We start from the raw sequence: 16,111 nt of genomic DNA on the forward strand, positions 1-16,111 counted from the left end.
AACGCCCGGCGGAGTGGGCAACTGCGGCGCGCGTCGGGTGCGGCGGTGTGTCCAGCTATCATGCCGGCCCCTGCCGTCGTTCGCCGCCGACCTTCGATGACCGCGTGGTTCTCGCTGCTCTTCGTCTTCATCGTGCCGACGGCGGATCTCGGGCTGCGGCTGCTCGGTCTGCCATCGGCGGCGGTATTTGCCGGCGACCTCGTGCTTTTGGCGTTCGGCATCGCCTGGCCTCATCGAAGCGGCTGGCGCTGGCCGGGTCTGCGCGCCCTAACGCCGGCCGTCCTCAACTGCGTCGCACTCGCGGCAGCGATCTACGTGTTGCGCGCCTGCGCGTTTCGCTTCAGTCCTTTCGGCGAGAACATCTACGACCTGCACTACATCGTCAGCCTCGTGCAGGCGCAGCAGTGGCCGGCCGCGGAGTTGTGGAATCCCGGATCGGTCATCACACACTATTACTACCTCGGCTTCTACATCGTCGCCTTCTACACGCGGCTGCTCGGCCTGCATCCGGGGATCGGCTATGCGCTGTTCCTCATACTGATCCCGGTGCTGGTGTTCGCCAATTACTGGGCGGTGCTGCGTGGCGCGTTCGTCTTCCGCGCACTCGCCGCGTTCACGGCGACGTTTCCGGCGACCGGCCTGTCGGCGCTCGTGGCCTCGGGGGCGCTGCCGATCGCCGAGCACCTGCGCGGTATGGCGCATGTGCGTCTGCCGGAGTGGGCGGATCTGGCCACTGGCGGCTGGCTCGCGCAGGTGGCATCCGGCGACGCCTATCCGATCGAGAGTCTGGCTCACCTGATCGGCTGGCTCGGCGATCTGCATCCGCCGGTGTTTACCTTCCTGCTGCTGGCGATCGTGATCGGCGCGCTGTTCGGTGAGGTGGGCGCCGAGCCGCATGTGCGCGGTGCGGTGCGGGTGCAGCTGGATGCCGCGCCGATCGCCGCTGCGGCAGTGCCCTTGTCGTTCGCACTCAACCCATGGACGCTGCCGTGTTTTGCCTTGCTCGGCGCTTACGCGATGCTCCGGCGCCGCGAGGCCGGTGACGTGCAGGCCGGCCTGCTCGGGGCGGGCGGGGCGCTGGTGTTGTTGCTGCCGCTGTTGCTGAGTCTGGATCTGCCGACGGGCAGTGTATCGCTGGCGTGGCTGCCGGCCGAGCGGCGCTCGACCATCCCCTTGTTCGGGCTGGTCTGGGGGCCGCTGCTGTGCGTAAGTTTGCTGCTGGCGCTGCTGCGGCTGCGGCTGACGATGGTGTTGCCGTTCATCGCAATGGTCGTCGGCCTCGAGATCTTGCTGATGGACGATCCTTACGCTGAGCGCTATGAACGCTTCAACGGCGTGCTCAAGATCGGCAGTCTCGCGCTCGCCGGCTGGACCGCCGCCGTGCTGCTGCTCGCCGCGCGCGATGCGCGCCGCTGGCTGCAAGTGCTGGTGCTGACGCCGCTGCTCGCGTTGTCGGTCCTGCAACTCGTCGATGCACTGGCGCCGTCGGCGCGTGTGCCGATGCGCGAGCGCAACTGGGCGCTGCAGCCGCAGCGTATGTTGCAGCGCGAGGACCACCGCGAGCTCTATGCCGCGCTGTCGTCGCAGTGTCCTGGTGCGACGCTCGAACGGCGGCAGCACAATGCCTACACCGACAGCCCGCTGGTGTCGACGCTGCTCGGCTGGCCGACGTACAGCGGCTGGAGCGCGCACCTGTCACAGATCGGCGCGATGGATGAGGCCGAGCGCCGGCGATCCGATGCGATGCAGCAATGGTTCGAGCGACCGGACGCGGCGTCGTTGCGCGCCTTGAGCATCCGTTACGTGCTGGTCGATCGCAGCCTCGGCTGGGATGCGCGCACCGTACAGGCCCATGCGCGGGCCCTCGCGCCGGCGTTTCGTTTCGAGCAGGTGTCCGCTGCCGCGGTGACGCCGGTGATCGGCTATTTCGTGGCTTCCGCGCCCTGCGTGCCCGACGCCACCGCCGGCGCTGCGCCGACGACGCGTTCGATGAGGTAGAGCGGGCGCTGTTTGGATTCGCCGTAAATGCGGCCGACGTACTCGCCGATGATGCCCAGGCACAGCAGCTGCACACCGCCGATGAACAGCACGCTGGTGATCAGCGTGGGAAAGCCGGCGACGGGGTTGCCGTACAGCAAGGTCTGGACGACGATCACGCTGCCGTAGACGAAGGCGGCCAAAGAGACCAGAAGGCCAAGGTAGGTGGCGATACGCAGCGGCGCCGTCGAGAACGAGGTGATGCCGTCGATCGCGTGGTTGAGCAGCTTCAGGAAGCTGAACTTCGACCGGCCTTCATGCCGGGGCTCGCGGTCGTAGAGGACCTCGGCGGAAGGGAAGCCGATCCACGCGAAGATGCCTTTCATGAAACGGTGTGTCTCGCGCAGGCGCAGTACCGCCGCGACGGCGCGGCGCGACATCACGCGGTAGTCGCCGGTGTCGCGGGGCAGGTCGAAGCCCGGATTGAGCGCGCCCATCAGCCGATAGAACAGGTGCGCAAAGAACTTCTTCTGCCAGGTCTCGCCGCGGCGGGCGTGACGGCGCGCGTACACCACGTCGTAGCCTTGCTCGGCTTTCGCCAGCATCTCGAGCATCAGTTCCGGCGGATCTTGCAGATCGGCGTCGATGATCACGGTCCAATCACCAACGGCGAAGTCGAGCCCGGCGGTCATCGCCGCTTCTTTGCCGAAGTTGCGCGACAGCTTGAGCGCGGTGATGCGCGGGTCATGGGCGGCCAGGCGCGTCAGCTCGTCGAAGCTGCCGTCGCGGCTGCCGTCGTCGACGAACACGATCCGGAAGGCATAGCGCGGCGCGCGCGCGGCCACGGCGTCGATACGGCGCCATAGTTCGCCCACGACCGCGGCCTCGTTGAAGACCGGGACGATCACACACACCGTCTGTGGCCTAGGTTCTGAACGCGACATGCTTGGCGTAGAGGAAGTTGAAGGCGAAGACCACGACCGTCGTCAGCACCTGCGCCAGGACGTAGTTCATCCCGGTCGTCAGCAACGCCGCCATCACCAGCGCGTTGAGGACGATCGACGCGATGCCGCCGGAAACGAACAGCGGCAGCGAGCGCCGGTGCGGTGCCGTGCTGCCGAAGGTCAGATGATAGTGCGCGACATAATTGAAAAGCATCCCGCAGATCGCGCCCAGCACCGATCCGGTGAGCGGCGTCAGCGCGAGAACTTCGACCGATGCCAGCAGCACCGCGAAATGCAGGGCTGTGCCGACGCCGCTGATCAGCCCGAAGGTCAGCACTTGCCGGTACGCGTTCACGCAAATGGCCTCCTGTTGCGCCGGTTACGGATTATCCGAGAATCGGATGATTGCCTCGGGGTTGGCATGGCGACGCTCGCTGGCAATGCCCTTAAACTGCCGCCGCCCGTCCGCACAGGCGGCTCTGGTCATTCTCGCGGCGCGCTCGCGCGCGCCGCCTGCAGCGACGGGACCGGGCACGCGCCGACACAACCGCACAATCGGGATCACCCTGCTTGAACACGATCGCGTTCGTCAGCCTCTATAGCCTTTTGTTCCTGCTCGTCGTCGGTGTCATCGTGCGCCGGCGGCTTGCCGAAGTCGACGTCACGGAGCGGTCGCTGCACCCAGGATGGTGGTGGATGTGGCTGGCCGCTGGCGTGCTGGTGCGGCTGCCCTTGCTCTGGGACGCAGGCTTTCACTACGACACCGGCACCTACAAGGCCTGGGCGCTGGCGGCATCCGATCCTGCCGACTTGCTCGGCGTCTACGAGGATGGCGTCTACACCGACCATCCACCGCTGCTCATGTACGTGCTGGCCGTCGTCGGCGCCATCGTGCGCGCACTCGGCTGGCAAGACAGCGCGCATTTCGTCGCACTGCTCAAGCTGCCGGCACTGGCCGCCGATGCGATGGCCGCGCTGCTGCTGGTCGGCGTGCTGCGCGAAACCCTGGGCGGGCGACGCGCACTCGCATTGGTGAGCCTGTATTGGCTCAACCCGGCTCTGATCCTCGTCGGCGCGCTGTGGGGACAGACCGACGGCCTGCTGTGCCTGCTGCTGCTCGCCGGTGCGCTCGCGTGGTCGCGGCAGCACATGATGCTGGCCGCGATCGCGTTCGCCGCGGCGGCGGCCTTCAAGCCGCAGGGCGCGCTGTTCGCGGCGATGTTTGTCGTTGCGGCTGCGCTGTCGATGCCATGGCGTCGCGCGCTGTCGGTGGTGGCGGCCTGCGTGCTGGCCTACGCCGCCGTCGTGGTGCCGTTCGCCTGGGAGCGCGGGGCCGACTGGCTGCGATCCTTGTATACCGCCGGCCCCGGTCAGGCCGACTACATCACGGTGAATGCCTACAACCTGTGGGCGCTGCTGGGCTGGAACTGGCAAACCGAGGTCGGGCGAGTGCTCGGCCTCAAACTGCAGACCATCGCCCGCATCGATGCCGTACTCGGGGTCGCGGCGATCACCGTCTGGCTTGGCCTTCGTCTCAGACGGGTTGCCGACGGCGCCGAACGCCGCGCGCTGATCTCGTGGGCATTCGTTGTTGCGACGCTGGCCGTGTTCCTGCTCGCCGCGGGCATGCGCGAACGCCATGTATTGACGCTGATCCCGTTCACGCTGCTGCTGACGCCGGCGTCCGCCAGACTCCCGCTGATGAGCCTGTGGAGCCTCGCGGCGCTGGCCAACATCGCCTATGTCTACCACCACTACATCGACCTGAAATCGATCGCCCCGGCAGACACCGCTTTCATTCGCGCCAGCGCGAGCTTGAACCTGCTGCTGGGCGCACTGACGCTGTGGTGGTGGTTGCAACCGGATGGGCCACGGCGGCTGTGCGCGCGCTTTGACGGCTTGCGGCTTTCGGCCTTACCGCCGCCGCTGCCGCGGGACCGGTGGAGCGCGCGGCATAGCGGGGCTGTGGCGGGACTCACGCTCGCGGCGCTGCTGATCGGCCTGTACCGCGTCGGTGCGATGGTCTACCCCAAGACCGGTGTCGTCGGTGACGCGTTCACGGTGGAGTACCAGTACGACGAGCCGGTGGTCGCGCATATCGCGCTGATCTATGCCGGCGAAAAGGCTCTGGGCGAGACACCGGCCAAGCTGAGCTTGCAGCGGTATGCCGATGGCGAGTGGATCGACGTGTTGCCGGAACGCGAGTTCAACGACTTCTACCACCTGTACGAGCGCAAGCTCGTACATCCGGGGGCATCGACGCGCTATCGCTGGCGTGCGAGCGGCGACGACTGGCGGATCAACGAACTCGCCCTCTTGGATCTCGCCGGCCGCGCGCTGATCCCGCAACGTGTCGTCAGCACGGATCTGACGCCGGCCGAGGCGGTGCGCCTCGCCGACGAGACCGAGAACTGGAAAGCCGGCCGCGGCTATCTGGCCAGCATCTATTTCGACGAGATCTACCACGTGCGCAGCGGCTACGAGTATCTGCATCGCCTGCCGTTGTACGACCACACCCATCCGCCGATGGGCAAATGGCCGATCATGCTGAGCATCGATGCCCTCGGCATGCGCCCCTTCGGCTGGCGCTTCGTGGGGGTGTTGACCTCCGCGATCATCGTCGGCGTGCTGGCCTGGGGCGGCTGGCTGATCACCGGCAGCTACGCCGGGCTGCTATTGGCGGGCGGACTCGGTCTGTTCGAGTTCTCGCGCTTCACGATCGGCCGTTACGGCACCATCGACGGTTATCTGGCGCTCTACCTCTTGCTGGCCGTGCTGCTGTTGTGGAAGCGCTTCGGCCTGGAGGCGCGGGCGGACTGGCGCGACGGCTGGCGGCCGGGCTTTAGCCTGATCGCGGCGGGTGCGTTTCTCGGCGCGGCGATCGGGGTCAAGTGGAGCGCGCTGTACGGCGGGCTCGGCGTGTTCGTGTTCTTCCTCGTGAGCGTGTCCAGCGGCTTGTTGCGCGACGGCGCGCAGCGCTGGCGCCGGTTGTGGCCGCGCGTCGCCGGCGCTGGCCTTGCGTTCGCGCTGGTGCCGTTGACGGTGTTCTGCCTGAGCTACATCCCGTTCCTGAAACTGATGCCAGGCTCGCCGTCGCTGTTCAGCGCAGACGGTGTGCGCGAGATCATCAAATCGCAGCAGTACATCTATAGCTATCATGCGAATCTCACCGCATCCCACCCGTTTGCCTCGGCGTTCTGGACCTGGCCGATCAATCTCAAGCCGCTGTGGATCTATACCGGCGAAGGTCAGCCGCGCACGGCGATCTCGATCCTCGGCAATCCGGCGATCTGGTGGGGCGGGTTGATCGCCCTGATCGCCGCGGTGTGGCGCAACTTGCGGCAGGTACACCCGCCGGAGTTGATGCTGATCCTGAGCTGGGCGAGTCTGTTTTTGCCCTGGGCGCTCGTCGAGCGCGCCGCATTCAACTATCACTACTTTCCGTCGGCGCTGCTGCTCGTGCTCTTGCTCGCACACACACTGTTGCGCCTTTCACGATGGCCGCGTCTGCGCCTTGCGCCCATCCATGCGGTGGCACTCGCCGGTGTGCTGTTCGTCTGGTTCTACCCGACGATCTCCGGTCATCCGGCGCCCGATGCGTGGTTCAAGTCGCTGCGCTGGCTGCCGACGTGGTGGATGCTGTGACACCCGCAGGCTGAAAGGCACGAGGCCCGGCGGTGCCGGGCCTCGTTGCGCAACAGCAGCGATCGATCAGGCGCCTTCGACGATCGCGGTCACGCCGAGTCCGCCCGCCGCGCAGATCGAGATCAGACCCCGCCCGCCGCCGTTCTCGTGGATGATCTTCGCCAGCGTCGCGAGGATGCGGCCGCCGGTGGCAGCGAACGGGTGGCCGGCGGCGAGGCTGCCGCCCTTGACGTTGAGCTTGCTGCGGTCGATCGCGCCCAACGGCTTGTCCAGGCCCAGACGCTGTTTGCAGAAGGTTGGATCTTCCCAGGCCTTGAGCGTGCACAGCACCTGCGCGGCGAAGGCTTCGTGAATCTCGTAGAAGTCGAAGTCCTGCAGCGTCAGGCCGGCGCGGGCGAGAAGGCGCGGCACCGCGTAGGCCGGTGCCATCAGCAGACCTTCCTTCTGCGCCCCGGCGAAGTCGACGGCGGCAGTCTCGGCGTGGGTCAGATAGGCCAACGGCTTGAGCCCGCGCGAGGCGGCCCAGTCGTCCGAGGCGAGCAGCACCGCCGAGGCACCGTCGGTCAGCGGGGTGGAATTGCCGGCGGTCAGCGTGCCGTGGCCGGACTTGCGGTCGAACGCCGGCGCCAGCGTCGCCAGCTTTTCCAGCGAGATGTCGGGGCGCAGATTGTTGTCGCGGGTGAGGCCGGAGTACGGCACGACCAGATCGTCATAGAAGCCGGCTTCCCAGGCCGCGGCAGCCTTGCGGTGCGATTCGTAGGCGAGCAGGTCCTGATCCTCGCGGCGGATCTTCCACTCCTTGGCCATCACCTCGCAGTGCTGGCCCATGCTCATCCGGGTGCGCGGCTCGCCATTGGTCGGGATCGCCGGTGCCAGCATCGACGGGCGAAACTTGGCGAGTGCCTTCACGCGCTGGCCGGTGGTCTTGGCACGGTTCACTTCGAGCAGGATCTTGCGCAGCTTCTCGCCGAGCGCGATCGGCGCGTCCGAGGTGGTGTCCACACCGCCGGCCATGCCGGACTCGATCTGGCCCAGCGCGATCTTGTTGGCGACGCCGATCGCGGCCTGCAGGCCGGTGCCGCAGGCCATCTGCACGTCGCAGGCCGCGGTCGCCGGCGACAGGCCGGACGACAGCACGGACTCGCGGCACAGGTTGAAGTCGCGCGAGTGCTTGAGCACCGCGCCGGCCTGGACCTCGCCGAGCGCCTCGCCGTGCAACTGGAACTTGTCGACCACACCCTTGAACGCGGCGGTCAGCATGTCCTGGTTGGACTTGGTCGAGTAAGCCGTGTTCGAGCGCGCGAACGGAATGCGCGCACCGCCCAGAATCGCCACCTTGCGGCCGTGGGGTTTCATCGCTTGCTCCTTGGGGAATTGGACTGCGCCCGATTATCCGCTGGCTGGCGTTTCGGGCCTATTGCCGCCGCGCCAGCGTTGGCGGCGCGGACCGTCAGTCGTCGGTCTGCGCCGTGGCTGCCTCAGGCTTCGTTCCACTGCTGCAGCATCTTCTCCAGATAGTGGATGTGATGCGCGCCGGCGCAGAACACCTCGTCGGCCATGATCCGGCGCTGCAGCTCGATGTTGGTGTGGATGCCCTCGATGACCATTTCCGACAGCGCCTGGCGCATGCGGGCGATCGCCGAGGCGCGATCCGGCCCCCAGGCGATGAGCTTGCCGATCATCGAGTCGTAGTGCGGCGGCACCTTGTAACCGGCGTAACAGTGGGAATCGAGACGGATGCCGGGACCGCCGGGTGCATGGTACTTCTTGATCTCGCCGGGCGAGGGCACGAAGGTGCGCGGGTTCTCCGCGTTGATGCGGCACTCGATCGCGTGACCGCGAAAGCGGATGTCGTCCTGCGTGAGCCGCAGCGGCTGGCCATCGGCGATGCGGATCATCTCGCCGATCAGATCGACGCTGGTGACCATCTCGGTCACCGGGTGCTCGACCTGGATGCGGGTGTTCATTTCGATGAAGTAGAACTGCCCGTTCTCGTACAGGAACTCGAAGGTGCCGGCGCCGCGGTAGCCGATGCGCTTGCAGGCCTCTACGCACAGCGCGCCGATCCGCGCCCGCTGCTCGTCGGTGACGCCGGGTGCCAAGGATTCCTCGACCACCTTCTGGTTACGGCGCTGCATCGAGCAGTCGCGCTCGCCCAGGTGGATCGCGTTGCCCTGGCCGTCGGCGAGCACCTGGATCTCGACGTGGCGCGGCGTCTCCAGGTATTTCTCCATGAACACCGAGCCGTCGCGGAAGGCGGCCTGCGCTTCGCTGCGCGCGAGCTGGATCTTGTGGATCAGCTCGCCCGGTTCGCGGACCACGTGCATGCCGCGTCCGCCGCCGCCGGCCGCGGCCTTGATCAGCGCCGGATAGCCGACCTGTTCGGCAGTCTCGATGCAGACCTGCTCGTCGTCCGGCAGCACCCCTTGCGAACCCGGCACGCAGGGCACGCCGGCGGCGATCATCTCGGCCTTGGCGTTGGTCTTCGAGCCCATCAGCCGGATGGTTTCCGGCTTGGGGCCGATGAAGATGAAGCCCGAACGTTCGACCGATTCGGCGAAGTCCGCGTTCTCGGACAAAAAGCCGTAGCCGGGGTGGATGGCATCGGCCTGCGTGACCTCGGCGGCGGAGATGATCGCCGCCATGTTGAGGTAGCTGCGCCCGGCCTGCGGCGGGCCGATGCAGACCGCCTCGTCGGCGAGCGCCACGTGCTTTTGCTCGCGATCGGCGGTGGAATACACGGCGACGGTCTTGATGCCGAGCTCGCGGCAGGCGCGCAGGATGCGCAGGGCGATCTCGCCGCGGTTGGCGATGAGGATCTTCTTGATCTGCTTCATGGGCGCCGCGTCACTCGATGATGAAGAGCGGCTGGTCGAACTCTACCGGCTTTTCGTTCTCCACCAGGATCTCGGCGATCACGCCGGCCTTGTCGGCCTCGATCTGGTTGAGCATCTTCATCGCCTCGATGATGCACAGCACCTGACCCGGCTTGACCGTCTGGCCGACTTCCACGAAGGGTTTGGCGCCCGGCGACGGGGCGCGGTAAAAGGTGCCGACCATCGGTGCGCGCACGACATGGCGGGTATCCGCCGGTTTGGGCGCTTCCGCGGGCTTGGCGGGAGTGGGCTCGGGTGCGGCCGCTGCCGCGGCCATCATCGGCGCTGGCGGCGCGAGCGGCATCGGCGCCGGCGCCTGTGCCGCGGCGTGGCGGCTGATGCGCACCGACTCCTCGCCTTCACGCACCTCCAGCTCGGAGATGCCGCTTTGTTCGACGAGTTCGATCAGGGTCTTGATCTTGCGAAGATCCATGGGGTTCCTTGCGGGTGCGGTTGGGGGCCTCAGCGTGCCGCCGAAGCCAATCTTTCATGGGCGGCCAGCAGGGCCAGCCGGTAGCCCAGCGGGCCACAGCCGACGATGACGCCGGCCGCGATGTCGGAGAAATACGAATGTCGTCGGAATGCCTCGCGCGCGTGCACGTTCGACAGGTGCACTTCGAAGAAGGGGATGGCGACGCCGAGCAGGGCATCGCGCAGGGCGATGCTGGTATGGGTGTAGGCCCCGGGGTTCAGCAGGATGCAGGCTACGCCTTCGCCGCGCGCCTGCTGGACGCGATCGACCAGCAGGCCTTCGTGATTGCTCTGGAAGCAGGCGAGCTCGTGACCCAGCGCGCGCGCCTCGTCGCGCAAGGCCTGCTCGATCTCGGCCAGCGTACGGCTGCCGTAGACGGCGGGCTCGCGACTGCCCAACAGATTGAGGTTGGGGCCGTTGATCAGCAGCAATTGGCTCAAGCCGGTGCTCGACGGGGGTTTCCCGCATTCTGCCCGAGCGGTCAGAAAGAACTCAAGATGCGTGCAGTTGGCTGCAGATCAGGGCAGTTTTTGGCGGATTCTCGGTGCTGCGGCGGGCTGGCCGCTCAGGCGCCGAGATGCTCGGTAATCAAGGTTTCCAGCGCGTCGCGCGACAGACCGCCGAGCACGACCTCGGCGATGCGGCCCTGCGGGTCGATCAACACGGTGTACGGCAGCGCGCCGCGCGTGTTACCGAGCGCCTGCATCGCGGCGTCCGCCGCGGCGAAATCGGCGGTCACCGGGTAGTTGATGCGAAAGCGCTGCACGATGGCGGCGACCGCGTCGGCATCGTCGAGCGCCGGGCCCAGCACGCGCAGGCCGCGTTCGGCGAAGCGGGCCTGTGCCTCCACCAAGAGCGGCAGTTCGTCCATGCATGGCGCGCACCACGAGGCCCAGAAGTTGATCAGCACCCAGTGGCCGCGCAGCGCATCGAGCCGGTGCTCGCGCTGCTGGGTGTCGACGAAAACCAAGGGCGGCGCGGCTCGGCCGATCAGCGGCGAGGCCCCTGGGCCGAGCAGTCGGTAAGCGAGGTAACCGGCGGAGCCGGCGCACAGCGCGAGCACGAGAATCAGCAGGAATTGGCGCATCAGCGGGACCGTGGGTGATCAGGACGTGGCGCGTAGCACCCAGTCGAGGTAGGGCGCGTGGCCGCGGTCCAGGTCGACCGCGATGATCTCGGGAAGTTCGTACGGATGCCGTGCCAGCACCGCTTCGCGCAGCGCGTCGAAACGGTCGGCGCGATGCTTGATCAGCAGCAGGGCCTCATCGTCGCGGCACAGCTTGCCGTCCCAGCGATACACCGAGCGGATCTGCGGGACGATGTTCACGCAGGCGGCGACGCCAGCCTCGACCAGCGCAGTGGCCAACGCATCGGCGCGGTCGGGCGGGCAGGTGACGAGGGCGAGGGCGACGTGCATGGCGTCATTGTGACCGGACTCGCAGCCTGCGGCGAGCGGCGGCATGCGGGTTGGAGCGCTCGGCTGCTAGGCTTGCCGGGCTCGACACCACGCAGACAGCGCGTCAGCGTACCGGAATGGCCCGATCCGACACGACACGCTCGGGCGCAACGCCAGCCGACGACGGCGGCCGTTTCGCCTGGGTCAGGCGGCTGTGGCGCCGCGCGCCTGCGGCTGCGGCCAGCATCGACGCGGCGGAGCGCGAGCGCATCGCCGCGCAGGAGCGCGCCCGCATCTTCCGCGATCTGCACGATGACATCGGCGTGAAGCTGCTGGCGCTGCTGCACACGGTCAACGACGTGCGCCAGGCCGACCTGGTGCGCTCGGTGATCTATGATCTGCGCGACATCGTCTCGCGCTCGCGGCGGCCGCCGGGTACCCTGCTCGAAGTGCTGGCGCAGATTCGCGACGAGATGGAGCAGCGGCTCGAGGCGCTCGGCGTGCAGCTCGCCTGGCTACAGAAGCCGACGCCGGATGTGCCGATGTCCGCGTTCAGTGCGCTGAACCTGTTCCGCATCACGCGCGAGGCCGTGACCAATGCGATCCGTCACGCACGCGCGCGAGAAATCCATGTCCACATCGCCTGCGAGGAGTCGATGCTGATGTTCGCGATCGTCAACGACGGCGGCGGCTTGCCGCGCGCGCCCGCCACCGGCACCGGCACGCTCGGCATGCGCGAGCGCGCGAGTGCCCTCGGCGGCTCGCTGCACTGGAGCGAGGAGCCCGGCGGCGGGGTACGGGTCACGCTGCGGGTGCCGCTGGCCGCGCTCGAATCGGCCACCGCGGGATCGGGCACGTGAATCGCATCGAGCGCGCGTTGGTCATCGAGGACGTGGCCTCGGCCGCGGCCTGGCTGTCCGGCTTGCTGCGGGACGTCTTCGCCTGCGACATCTACGTCGCCGCCTCGGTGCAGGAGGGGCGCAAGAAGCTGTCGATGTACCGCCCGGACCTGGTGCTGGTCGATCTCGGTCTGCCGGACGGTTCAGGGGTCGAGCTGCTGCGCTATGCGGCGCAGAACTTTCCCGACTGCCTGCGCGTGGTCACGACGATCTACGCCGACGACGAGCACCTGTTCGCCGCGCTGCGCGCCGGCGTGCAGGGCTATCTGCTCAAGGACGAGCCGGACACCAAGGTGCGGCGCGCGCTCAAGAGCATCGCCGACGGCGAACCACCGCTGTCGTCGCTGGTCGCGCAGCGCATGCTCGCCGCGTTCGGACCGACCGTGAGCCATTCGGAATCGGCCGCCGATGAAGGCGTGCTCTCGCCGCGCGAGCGCGAGGTGCTGACGCTGATCGCCAAGGGCATGCGCATGCCCGAGGTCGCCGAGATGCTCGGCATCACCCGCAACACCACGGCCGGCTACATCAAGTCGGTCTATCGCAAGCTCGGCGTGTCGACGCGCGCCGAGGCGGCGCTCAAGGCGGCCGATCTGGGGCTGGTGTAACCCGCCGTTGCGGCGCTTCGGTTGCTGGTGGATTGCGCGGCGCTGCCGCGAACCCGCCCTACAATGCCTGCTCGCTTGTCCGCCGGAGTCTGCATGAGCGCCGAAGGGCTCCCCGAGCAATTCCTGTTTGCCGAGCCACCGCCATCGCGCGATGCGCTGCGCGCTGCGATCAGCGCCCACTGGCTCGCCGACGAAACCCAGCTCGTCAACCGTTTGCTGTCGATTGCCGAGCTGCCGCCGGCGCAGTCGCAGGCGGTGGTGGCACGGGCCGCGGGCTGGGTCGGGCGCGTGCGCAAACTGCGCGAGCGGCGCTCGCCGCTCGATGCCTTCATGCAGCAGTATGACCTGTCCTCCGAGGAGGGCGTATTGCTGATGTGTCTGGCCGAGGCGCTCTTGCGCATCCCCGACGACGATACTGCCGAGAAGCTGATCGCCGACAAGCTCGCCAACGCCGACTGGGAGGCGCATCTGGGCGAGAGCGACTCGCTGTTCGTCAACGCCTCCACCTGGGGCCTGATGCTGACCGGGCGCATCGTCAAGCTCTCGCCCGAGACCACCGGCAACTTCCGTGCGGCGATCAACCGCCTGATCGGCAAGTCCACCGAGCCGGTGATCCGCCTTGCGATCCGTCAGGCGATGCGCATGATGGGCTCGCAGTTCGTCATGGGCCGCGACATCGGCGAGGCCTTGCGCGAGTCGCACGGCAAGGCGCAGCGCCGCTATCGGCACTCCTTCGACATGCTCGGCGAGGCGGCGCTCACGGCCGCCGACGCGCAGCGTTATTTCGAGGCCTACCGCGCGGCGATCCTCGCGATCGGGCGTGATGCCGAGGCCACGCGCGAGGCCAGCGTGTTCGAGCGTCCGGGAATCTCGGTGAAGCTGTCGGCGCTGCATCCGCGCTACGAGTTCGCGCAGCGCGCGCGCGTGCTCTGTGAGCTGACGCCACGGCTGTGCGAACTCGCGCGGCTGGCGCGCGCGCAGAACATTGGCCTGACCGTCGACGCCGAGGAGGCCGATCGTCTGGAGCTGTCGCTGGACGTGTTCGAACAGGCCTACGCCGATGCGGCGCTCGGCGACTGGCCCGGCTTGGGTCTGGCCGTGCAGGCTTTCCAGAAGCGCGGTCTGTTCGTGATCGAGTGGCTCGAAGCGCTGGCGCGGCGTGGCGGCCGGCGCATCCCGGTGCGCCTGGTCAAAGGGGCATACTGGGATACCGAGATCAAGCGCGCACAGGAACAGGGGCTGTCCGGCTATCCGGTGTTCACGCGCAAGGCCAACACCGACGTCGCGTATCTCGCCTGCGCGCGCCGCCTGCTCGCCGCGCGCGACCTGTTCTATCCGATGCTGGCGACGCACAACGCGCACACGGTGGCTGCGGTCTGCGCCTACGCCGGCGATCCCGATGCCGCTGGCCTGCATGCCCGCGGCGGCTACGAGTTCCAGCGCCTGCACGGCATGGGCGAAGCGCTGTACGAGGTGGTCGGCGAGGATCTTTCGGTGCCGTGCCGTGTTTACGCGCCGGTCGGCACCCACGAGGACCTGCTGCCATATCTGGTGCGACGGCTCCTCGAGAACGGCGCCAATACCTCCTTCGTCAACCGCATCTTCGACGAGCAGGTGCCGGCCGAGCTGCTCGTCGCCGATCCGGTGGCCGCGGTCGCGGCGCTGCCGGTCAAGCCCAATCCGCACCTGATGCTGCCGGCCGATCTCTACGGCGCGCTGCGACGCAATTCCGCCGGCATCAATCTGGCCGACGAGGCCAGCACCTCGCGGTTGCGGCAGGCCCTGCGCCCTGCGCCGACGCCGCGACCGGCGCGCTCCATCGTCGCCGCCGGCATCGCCGCCGATGCAGCGGTGCACACGGTGCATGCACCCGCCGACCGCCGCCGCGTGCTCGGCGAGTGGACGGCGTTCGCGCCAGCGGGCGTCGCTGCCGTGGTCGATGCCGCGCGCGCGGCGCAGGCCGACTGGAATGCGCTGGGTGTCGGCAAGCGCGCGGCGATCCTCGAACGTGCGGCCGACCGCCTCGAAGCCGAGATACCGGCGTTCATGCGTCTGGCCATTCTTGAAGCCGGCAAGACCGTGCCCGATGCGCTTGCCGAGGTGCGCGAGGCGGTCGACTTTCTGCGTTACTACGCCGCGCAGGCGCGGCGGCTGATGGCCCGCCCAGAGATCCTGCCCGGACCGACCGGCGAGCACAACGAACTGCAGTTGCACGGCAAGGGCGTGTTCGTCTGCATCTCGCCGTGGAACTTCCCGCTGGCGATCTTCACCGGCCAGGTCGCTGCCGCGCTGGTCACCGGCAACAGCGTCGTCGCCAAGCCGGCGGAGCAGACCAATCTGATCGCGGTGGCGATGGTTGAGCTGCTGCACGAGGCCGGTGTCCCCGTGCCGGTGTTGCAACTCGTGCTCGGTGGCGGCGAACTGGGCGCCGCGCTGGTCGCCGACGCGCGCATCGCGGGCGTCGCGTTCACCGGCTCGGTCGAGGTCGCCCAGTCGATCCACCGCAGCCTGGCGGCGCGGCCGGGGCCGATCGCGACCCTGATCGCCGAAACCGGCGGGCAGAACGCGATGATCGTCGACTCCTCGGCGCTGCCCGAGCAGGTGGTCAAGGACACGCTGCTGTCCGCCTTCGGTTCGGCCGGCCAGCGCTGCTCGGCGCTGCGCGTGCTCTATCTGCAGCGCGAGATCGCCGACAAGACCCTGGCGATGCTGCGCGGCGCGATGCGCGAGCTGGTGATCGGGGACCCGGCCCTCTTGTCGACCGATATCGGCCCAGTGATCGACGACGCGGCACGGGAACGGCTCGACACCCATGCCGAGGCGATGGCAAAACAGTACCGGCTGATCGAACGGCTCGCGCCGCCGTCGAGCTGTGCACACGGCAGCTACTTCGCCCCCTGCGCGGTCGAGATCGACCGTCTCGACCGGCTCGACGGCGAGTACTTCGGTGCGATGCTGCACGTGATCCGTTACGATGGCCGCAAGCTCGACGAGGTGATCGATGAGATCAACGCCAGCGGCTACGGCCTGACGCTGGGCGTGCATTCCCGCATCGAGGCCACCTGGCGGAGGGTGCAGCAGCGTGCGCGTGTCGGCAACTGCTACGTGAATCGCGGCATGACCGGCGCCGTCGTCGGCGTGCAGCCCTTCGGCGGCGAGGGTCTTTCCGGCACCGGGCCCAAGGCGGGCGGGCCACATTACCTTTTGCGCTTCGTGACCGAGCGCACGCTCACGGTCAACACGGCCGCGATCGGCGGAAACGCACGCCTGCTGGCGCAGAGCGACTGAGACAGGACG

Annotated in this window: 13 protein-coding genes; 5 read left to right on the top strand and 8 right to left on the bottom strand. The window is 68.0% G+C overall.

Features of this window, described 5'->3' with window-relative positions:
* Positions 1 to 96: 96 nt before the first annotated feature.
* Positions 97 to 1,998, top strand: coding sequence for a DUF2298 domain-containing protein (locus tag ABSH63_RS05930; protein WP_352888294.1), 1,902 nt, complete (start codon positions 97 to 99; stop codon positions 1,996 to 1,998).
* Here the strand turns inward: ABSH63_RS05930 and ABSH63_RS05935 are convergent.
* Complete coding sequence (locus ABSH63_RS05935; protein ID WP_352888295.1) at positions 1,923 to 2,891, bottom strand: glycosyltransferase family 2 protein; 969 nt, start codon at positions 2,889 to 2,891, stop codon at positions 1,923 to 1,925. The genes ABSH63_RS05930 and ABSH63_RS05935 overlap by 76 nt on opposite strands.
* Before the next feature lie 10 nt (positions 2,892 to 2,901).
* Positions 2,902 to 3,258 carry a GtrA family protein gene (locus tag ABSH63_RS05940; RefSeq protein ID WP_352888296.1) on the bottom strand — a complete coding sequence of 119 codons (357 nt, stop codon included), beginning with the start codon at positions 3,256 to 3,258 and terminating at the stop codon, positions 2,902 to 2,904.
* Between the two features lie 233 nt (positions 3,259 to 3,491).
* On the opposite strand from ABSH63_RS05940, the gene ABSH63_RS05945 reads away from it, so the two are divergent.
* Complete coding sequence (locus ABSH63_RS05945) at positions 3,492 to 6,566, top strand: phospholipid carrier-dependent glycosyltransferase (protein ID WP_352888297.1); 3,075 nt, start codon at positions 3,492 to 3,494, stop codon at positions 6,564 to 6,566.
* A gap of 66 nt (positions 6,567 to 6,632) precedes the next feature.
* On the opposite strand, the gene ABSH63_RS05950 is transcribed toward ABSH63_RS05945, so the two are convergent.
* From ABSH63_RS05950 to cutA, 6 genes are all read right to left on the bottom strand, one after another.
* Complete coding sequence (locus ABSH63_RS05950) at positions 6,633 to 7,922, bottom strand: acetyl-CoA C-acetyltransferase (protein WP_352888298.1); 1,290 nt, start codon at positions 7,920 to 7,922, stop codon at positions 6,633 to 6,635.
* A 122-nt stretch (positions 7,923 to 8,044) separates the two neighbouring features.
* Positions 8,045 to 9,403, bottom strand: coding sequence for an acetyl-CoA carboxylase biotin carboxylase subunit (gene accC / locus ABSH63_RS05955; RefSeq protein ID WP_352888300.1), 1,359 nt, complete (start codon positions 9,401 to 9,403; stop codon positions 8,045 to 8,047).
* Between the two features lie 10 nt (positions 9,404 to 9,413).
* Positions 9,414 to 9,875, bottom strand: coding sequence for an acetyl-CoA carboxylase biotin carboxyl carrier protein (gene accB, locus ABSH63_RS05960; protein ID WP_352888302.1), 462 nt, complete (start codon positions 9,873 to 9,875; stop codon positions 9,414 to 9,416).
* Between the two features lie 29 nt (positions 9,876 to 9,904).
* Positions 9,905 to 10,354, bottom strand: a complete 450-nt coding sequence (gene aroQ / locus ABSH63_RS05965; RefSeq protein WP_352888304.1) for a type II 3-dehydroquinate dehydratase — start codon at positions 10,352 to 10,354, stop codon at positions 9,905 to 9,907.
* A gap of 125 nt (positions 10,355 to 10,479) precedes the next feature.
* Complete coding sequence (locus ABSH63_RS05970; RefSeq protein ID WP_352888305.1) at positions 10,480 to 11,001, bottom strand: TlpA family protein disulfide reductase; 522 nt, start codon at positions 10,999 to 11,001, stop codon at positions 10,480 to 10,482.
* A gap of 18 nt (positions 11,002 to 11,019) precedes the next feature.
* Positions 11,020 to 11,331: a divalent-cation tolerance protein CutA gene (gene cutA, locus ABSH63_RS05975; protein WP_352888306.1), complete on the bottom strand. Its 312-nt coding sequence runs from the start codon at positions 11,329 to 11,331 to the stop codon at positions 11,020 to 11,022.
* Between the two features lie 116 nt (positions 11,332 to 11,447).
* Here cutA and ABSH63_RS05980 point away from each other — a divergent pair, with 116 nt between their 5' ends.
* From ABSH63_RS05980 to putA, 3 genes are all read left to right on the top strand, one after another.
* Positions 11,448 to 12,170: a sensor histidine kinase gene (locus ABSH63_RS05980; protein WP_352888308.1), complete on the top strand. Its 723-nt coding sequence runs from the start codon at positions 11,448 to 11,450 to the stop codon at positions 12,168 to 12,170.
* Positions 12,167 to 12,814 (top strand): response regulator, encoded by a 648-nt coding sequence (locus tag ABSH63_RS05985; RefSeq protein ID WP_352888310.1) that lies wholly within the window; start codon positions 12,167 to 12,169, stop codon positions 12,812 to 12,814. The genes ABSH63_RS05980 and ABSH63_RS05985 overlap by 4 nt, the downstream gene beginning before the upstream one ends.
* A gap of 93 nt (positions 12,815 to 12,907) precedes the next feature.
* Positions 12,908 to 16,102: a bifunctional proline dehydrogenase/L-glutamate gamma-semialdehyde dehydrogenase PutA gene (putA, locus tag ABSH63_RS05990; RefSeq protein WP_352888312.1), complete on the top strand. Its 3,195-nt coding sequence runs from the start codon at positions 12,908 to 12,910 to the stop codon at positions 16,100 to 16,102.
* Positions 16,103 to 16,111 lie beyond the last annotated feature (9 nt).

It is taken from the genome of Sinimarinibacterium thermocellulolyticum (assembly GCF_040327995.1).
Taxonomy (GTDB): domain Bacteria; phylum Pseudomonadota; class Gammaproteobacteria; order Nevskiales; family Nevskiaceae; genus Solimonas; species Solimonas thermocellulolyticum.

Coding starts and splice junctions, on each gene's coding strand:
- ABSH63_RS05930 (WP_352888294.1), top strand. CDS start 97: ATGACCGCGTGGTTCTCGCTGCTCTTCGTCTTCATCGTGCCGACGGCG.
- ABSH63_RS05950 (WP_352888298.1), bottom strand. CDS start 7,922: ATGAAACCCCACGGCCGCAAGGTGGCGATTCTGGGCGGTGCGCGCATT.
- accC (WP_352888300.1), bottom strand. CDS start 9,403: ATGAAGCAGATCAAGAAGATCCTCATCGCCAACCGCGGCGAGATCGCC.
- accB (WP_352888302.1), bottom strand. CDS start 9,875: ATGGATCTTCGCAAGATCAAGACCCTGATCGAACTCGTCGAACAAAGC.
- ABSH63_RS05970 (WP_352888305.1), bottom strand. CDS start 11,001: ATGCGCCAATTCCTGCTGATTCTCGTGCTCGCGCTGTGCGCCGGCTCC.
- cutA (WP_352888306.1), bottom strand. CDS start 11,331: ATGCACGTCGCCCTCGCCCTCGTCACCTGCCCGCCCGACCGCGCCGAT.
- ABSH63_RS05980 (WP_352888308.1), top strand. CDS start 11,448: ATGGCCCGATCCGACACGACACGCTCGGGCGCAACGCCAGCCGACGAC.
- putA (WP_352888312.1), top strand. CDS start 12,908: ATGAGCGCCGAAGGGCTCCCCGAGCAATTCCTGTTTGCCGAGCCACCG.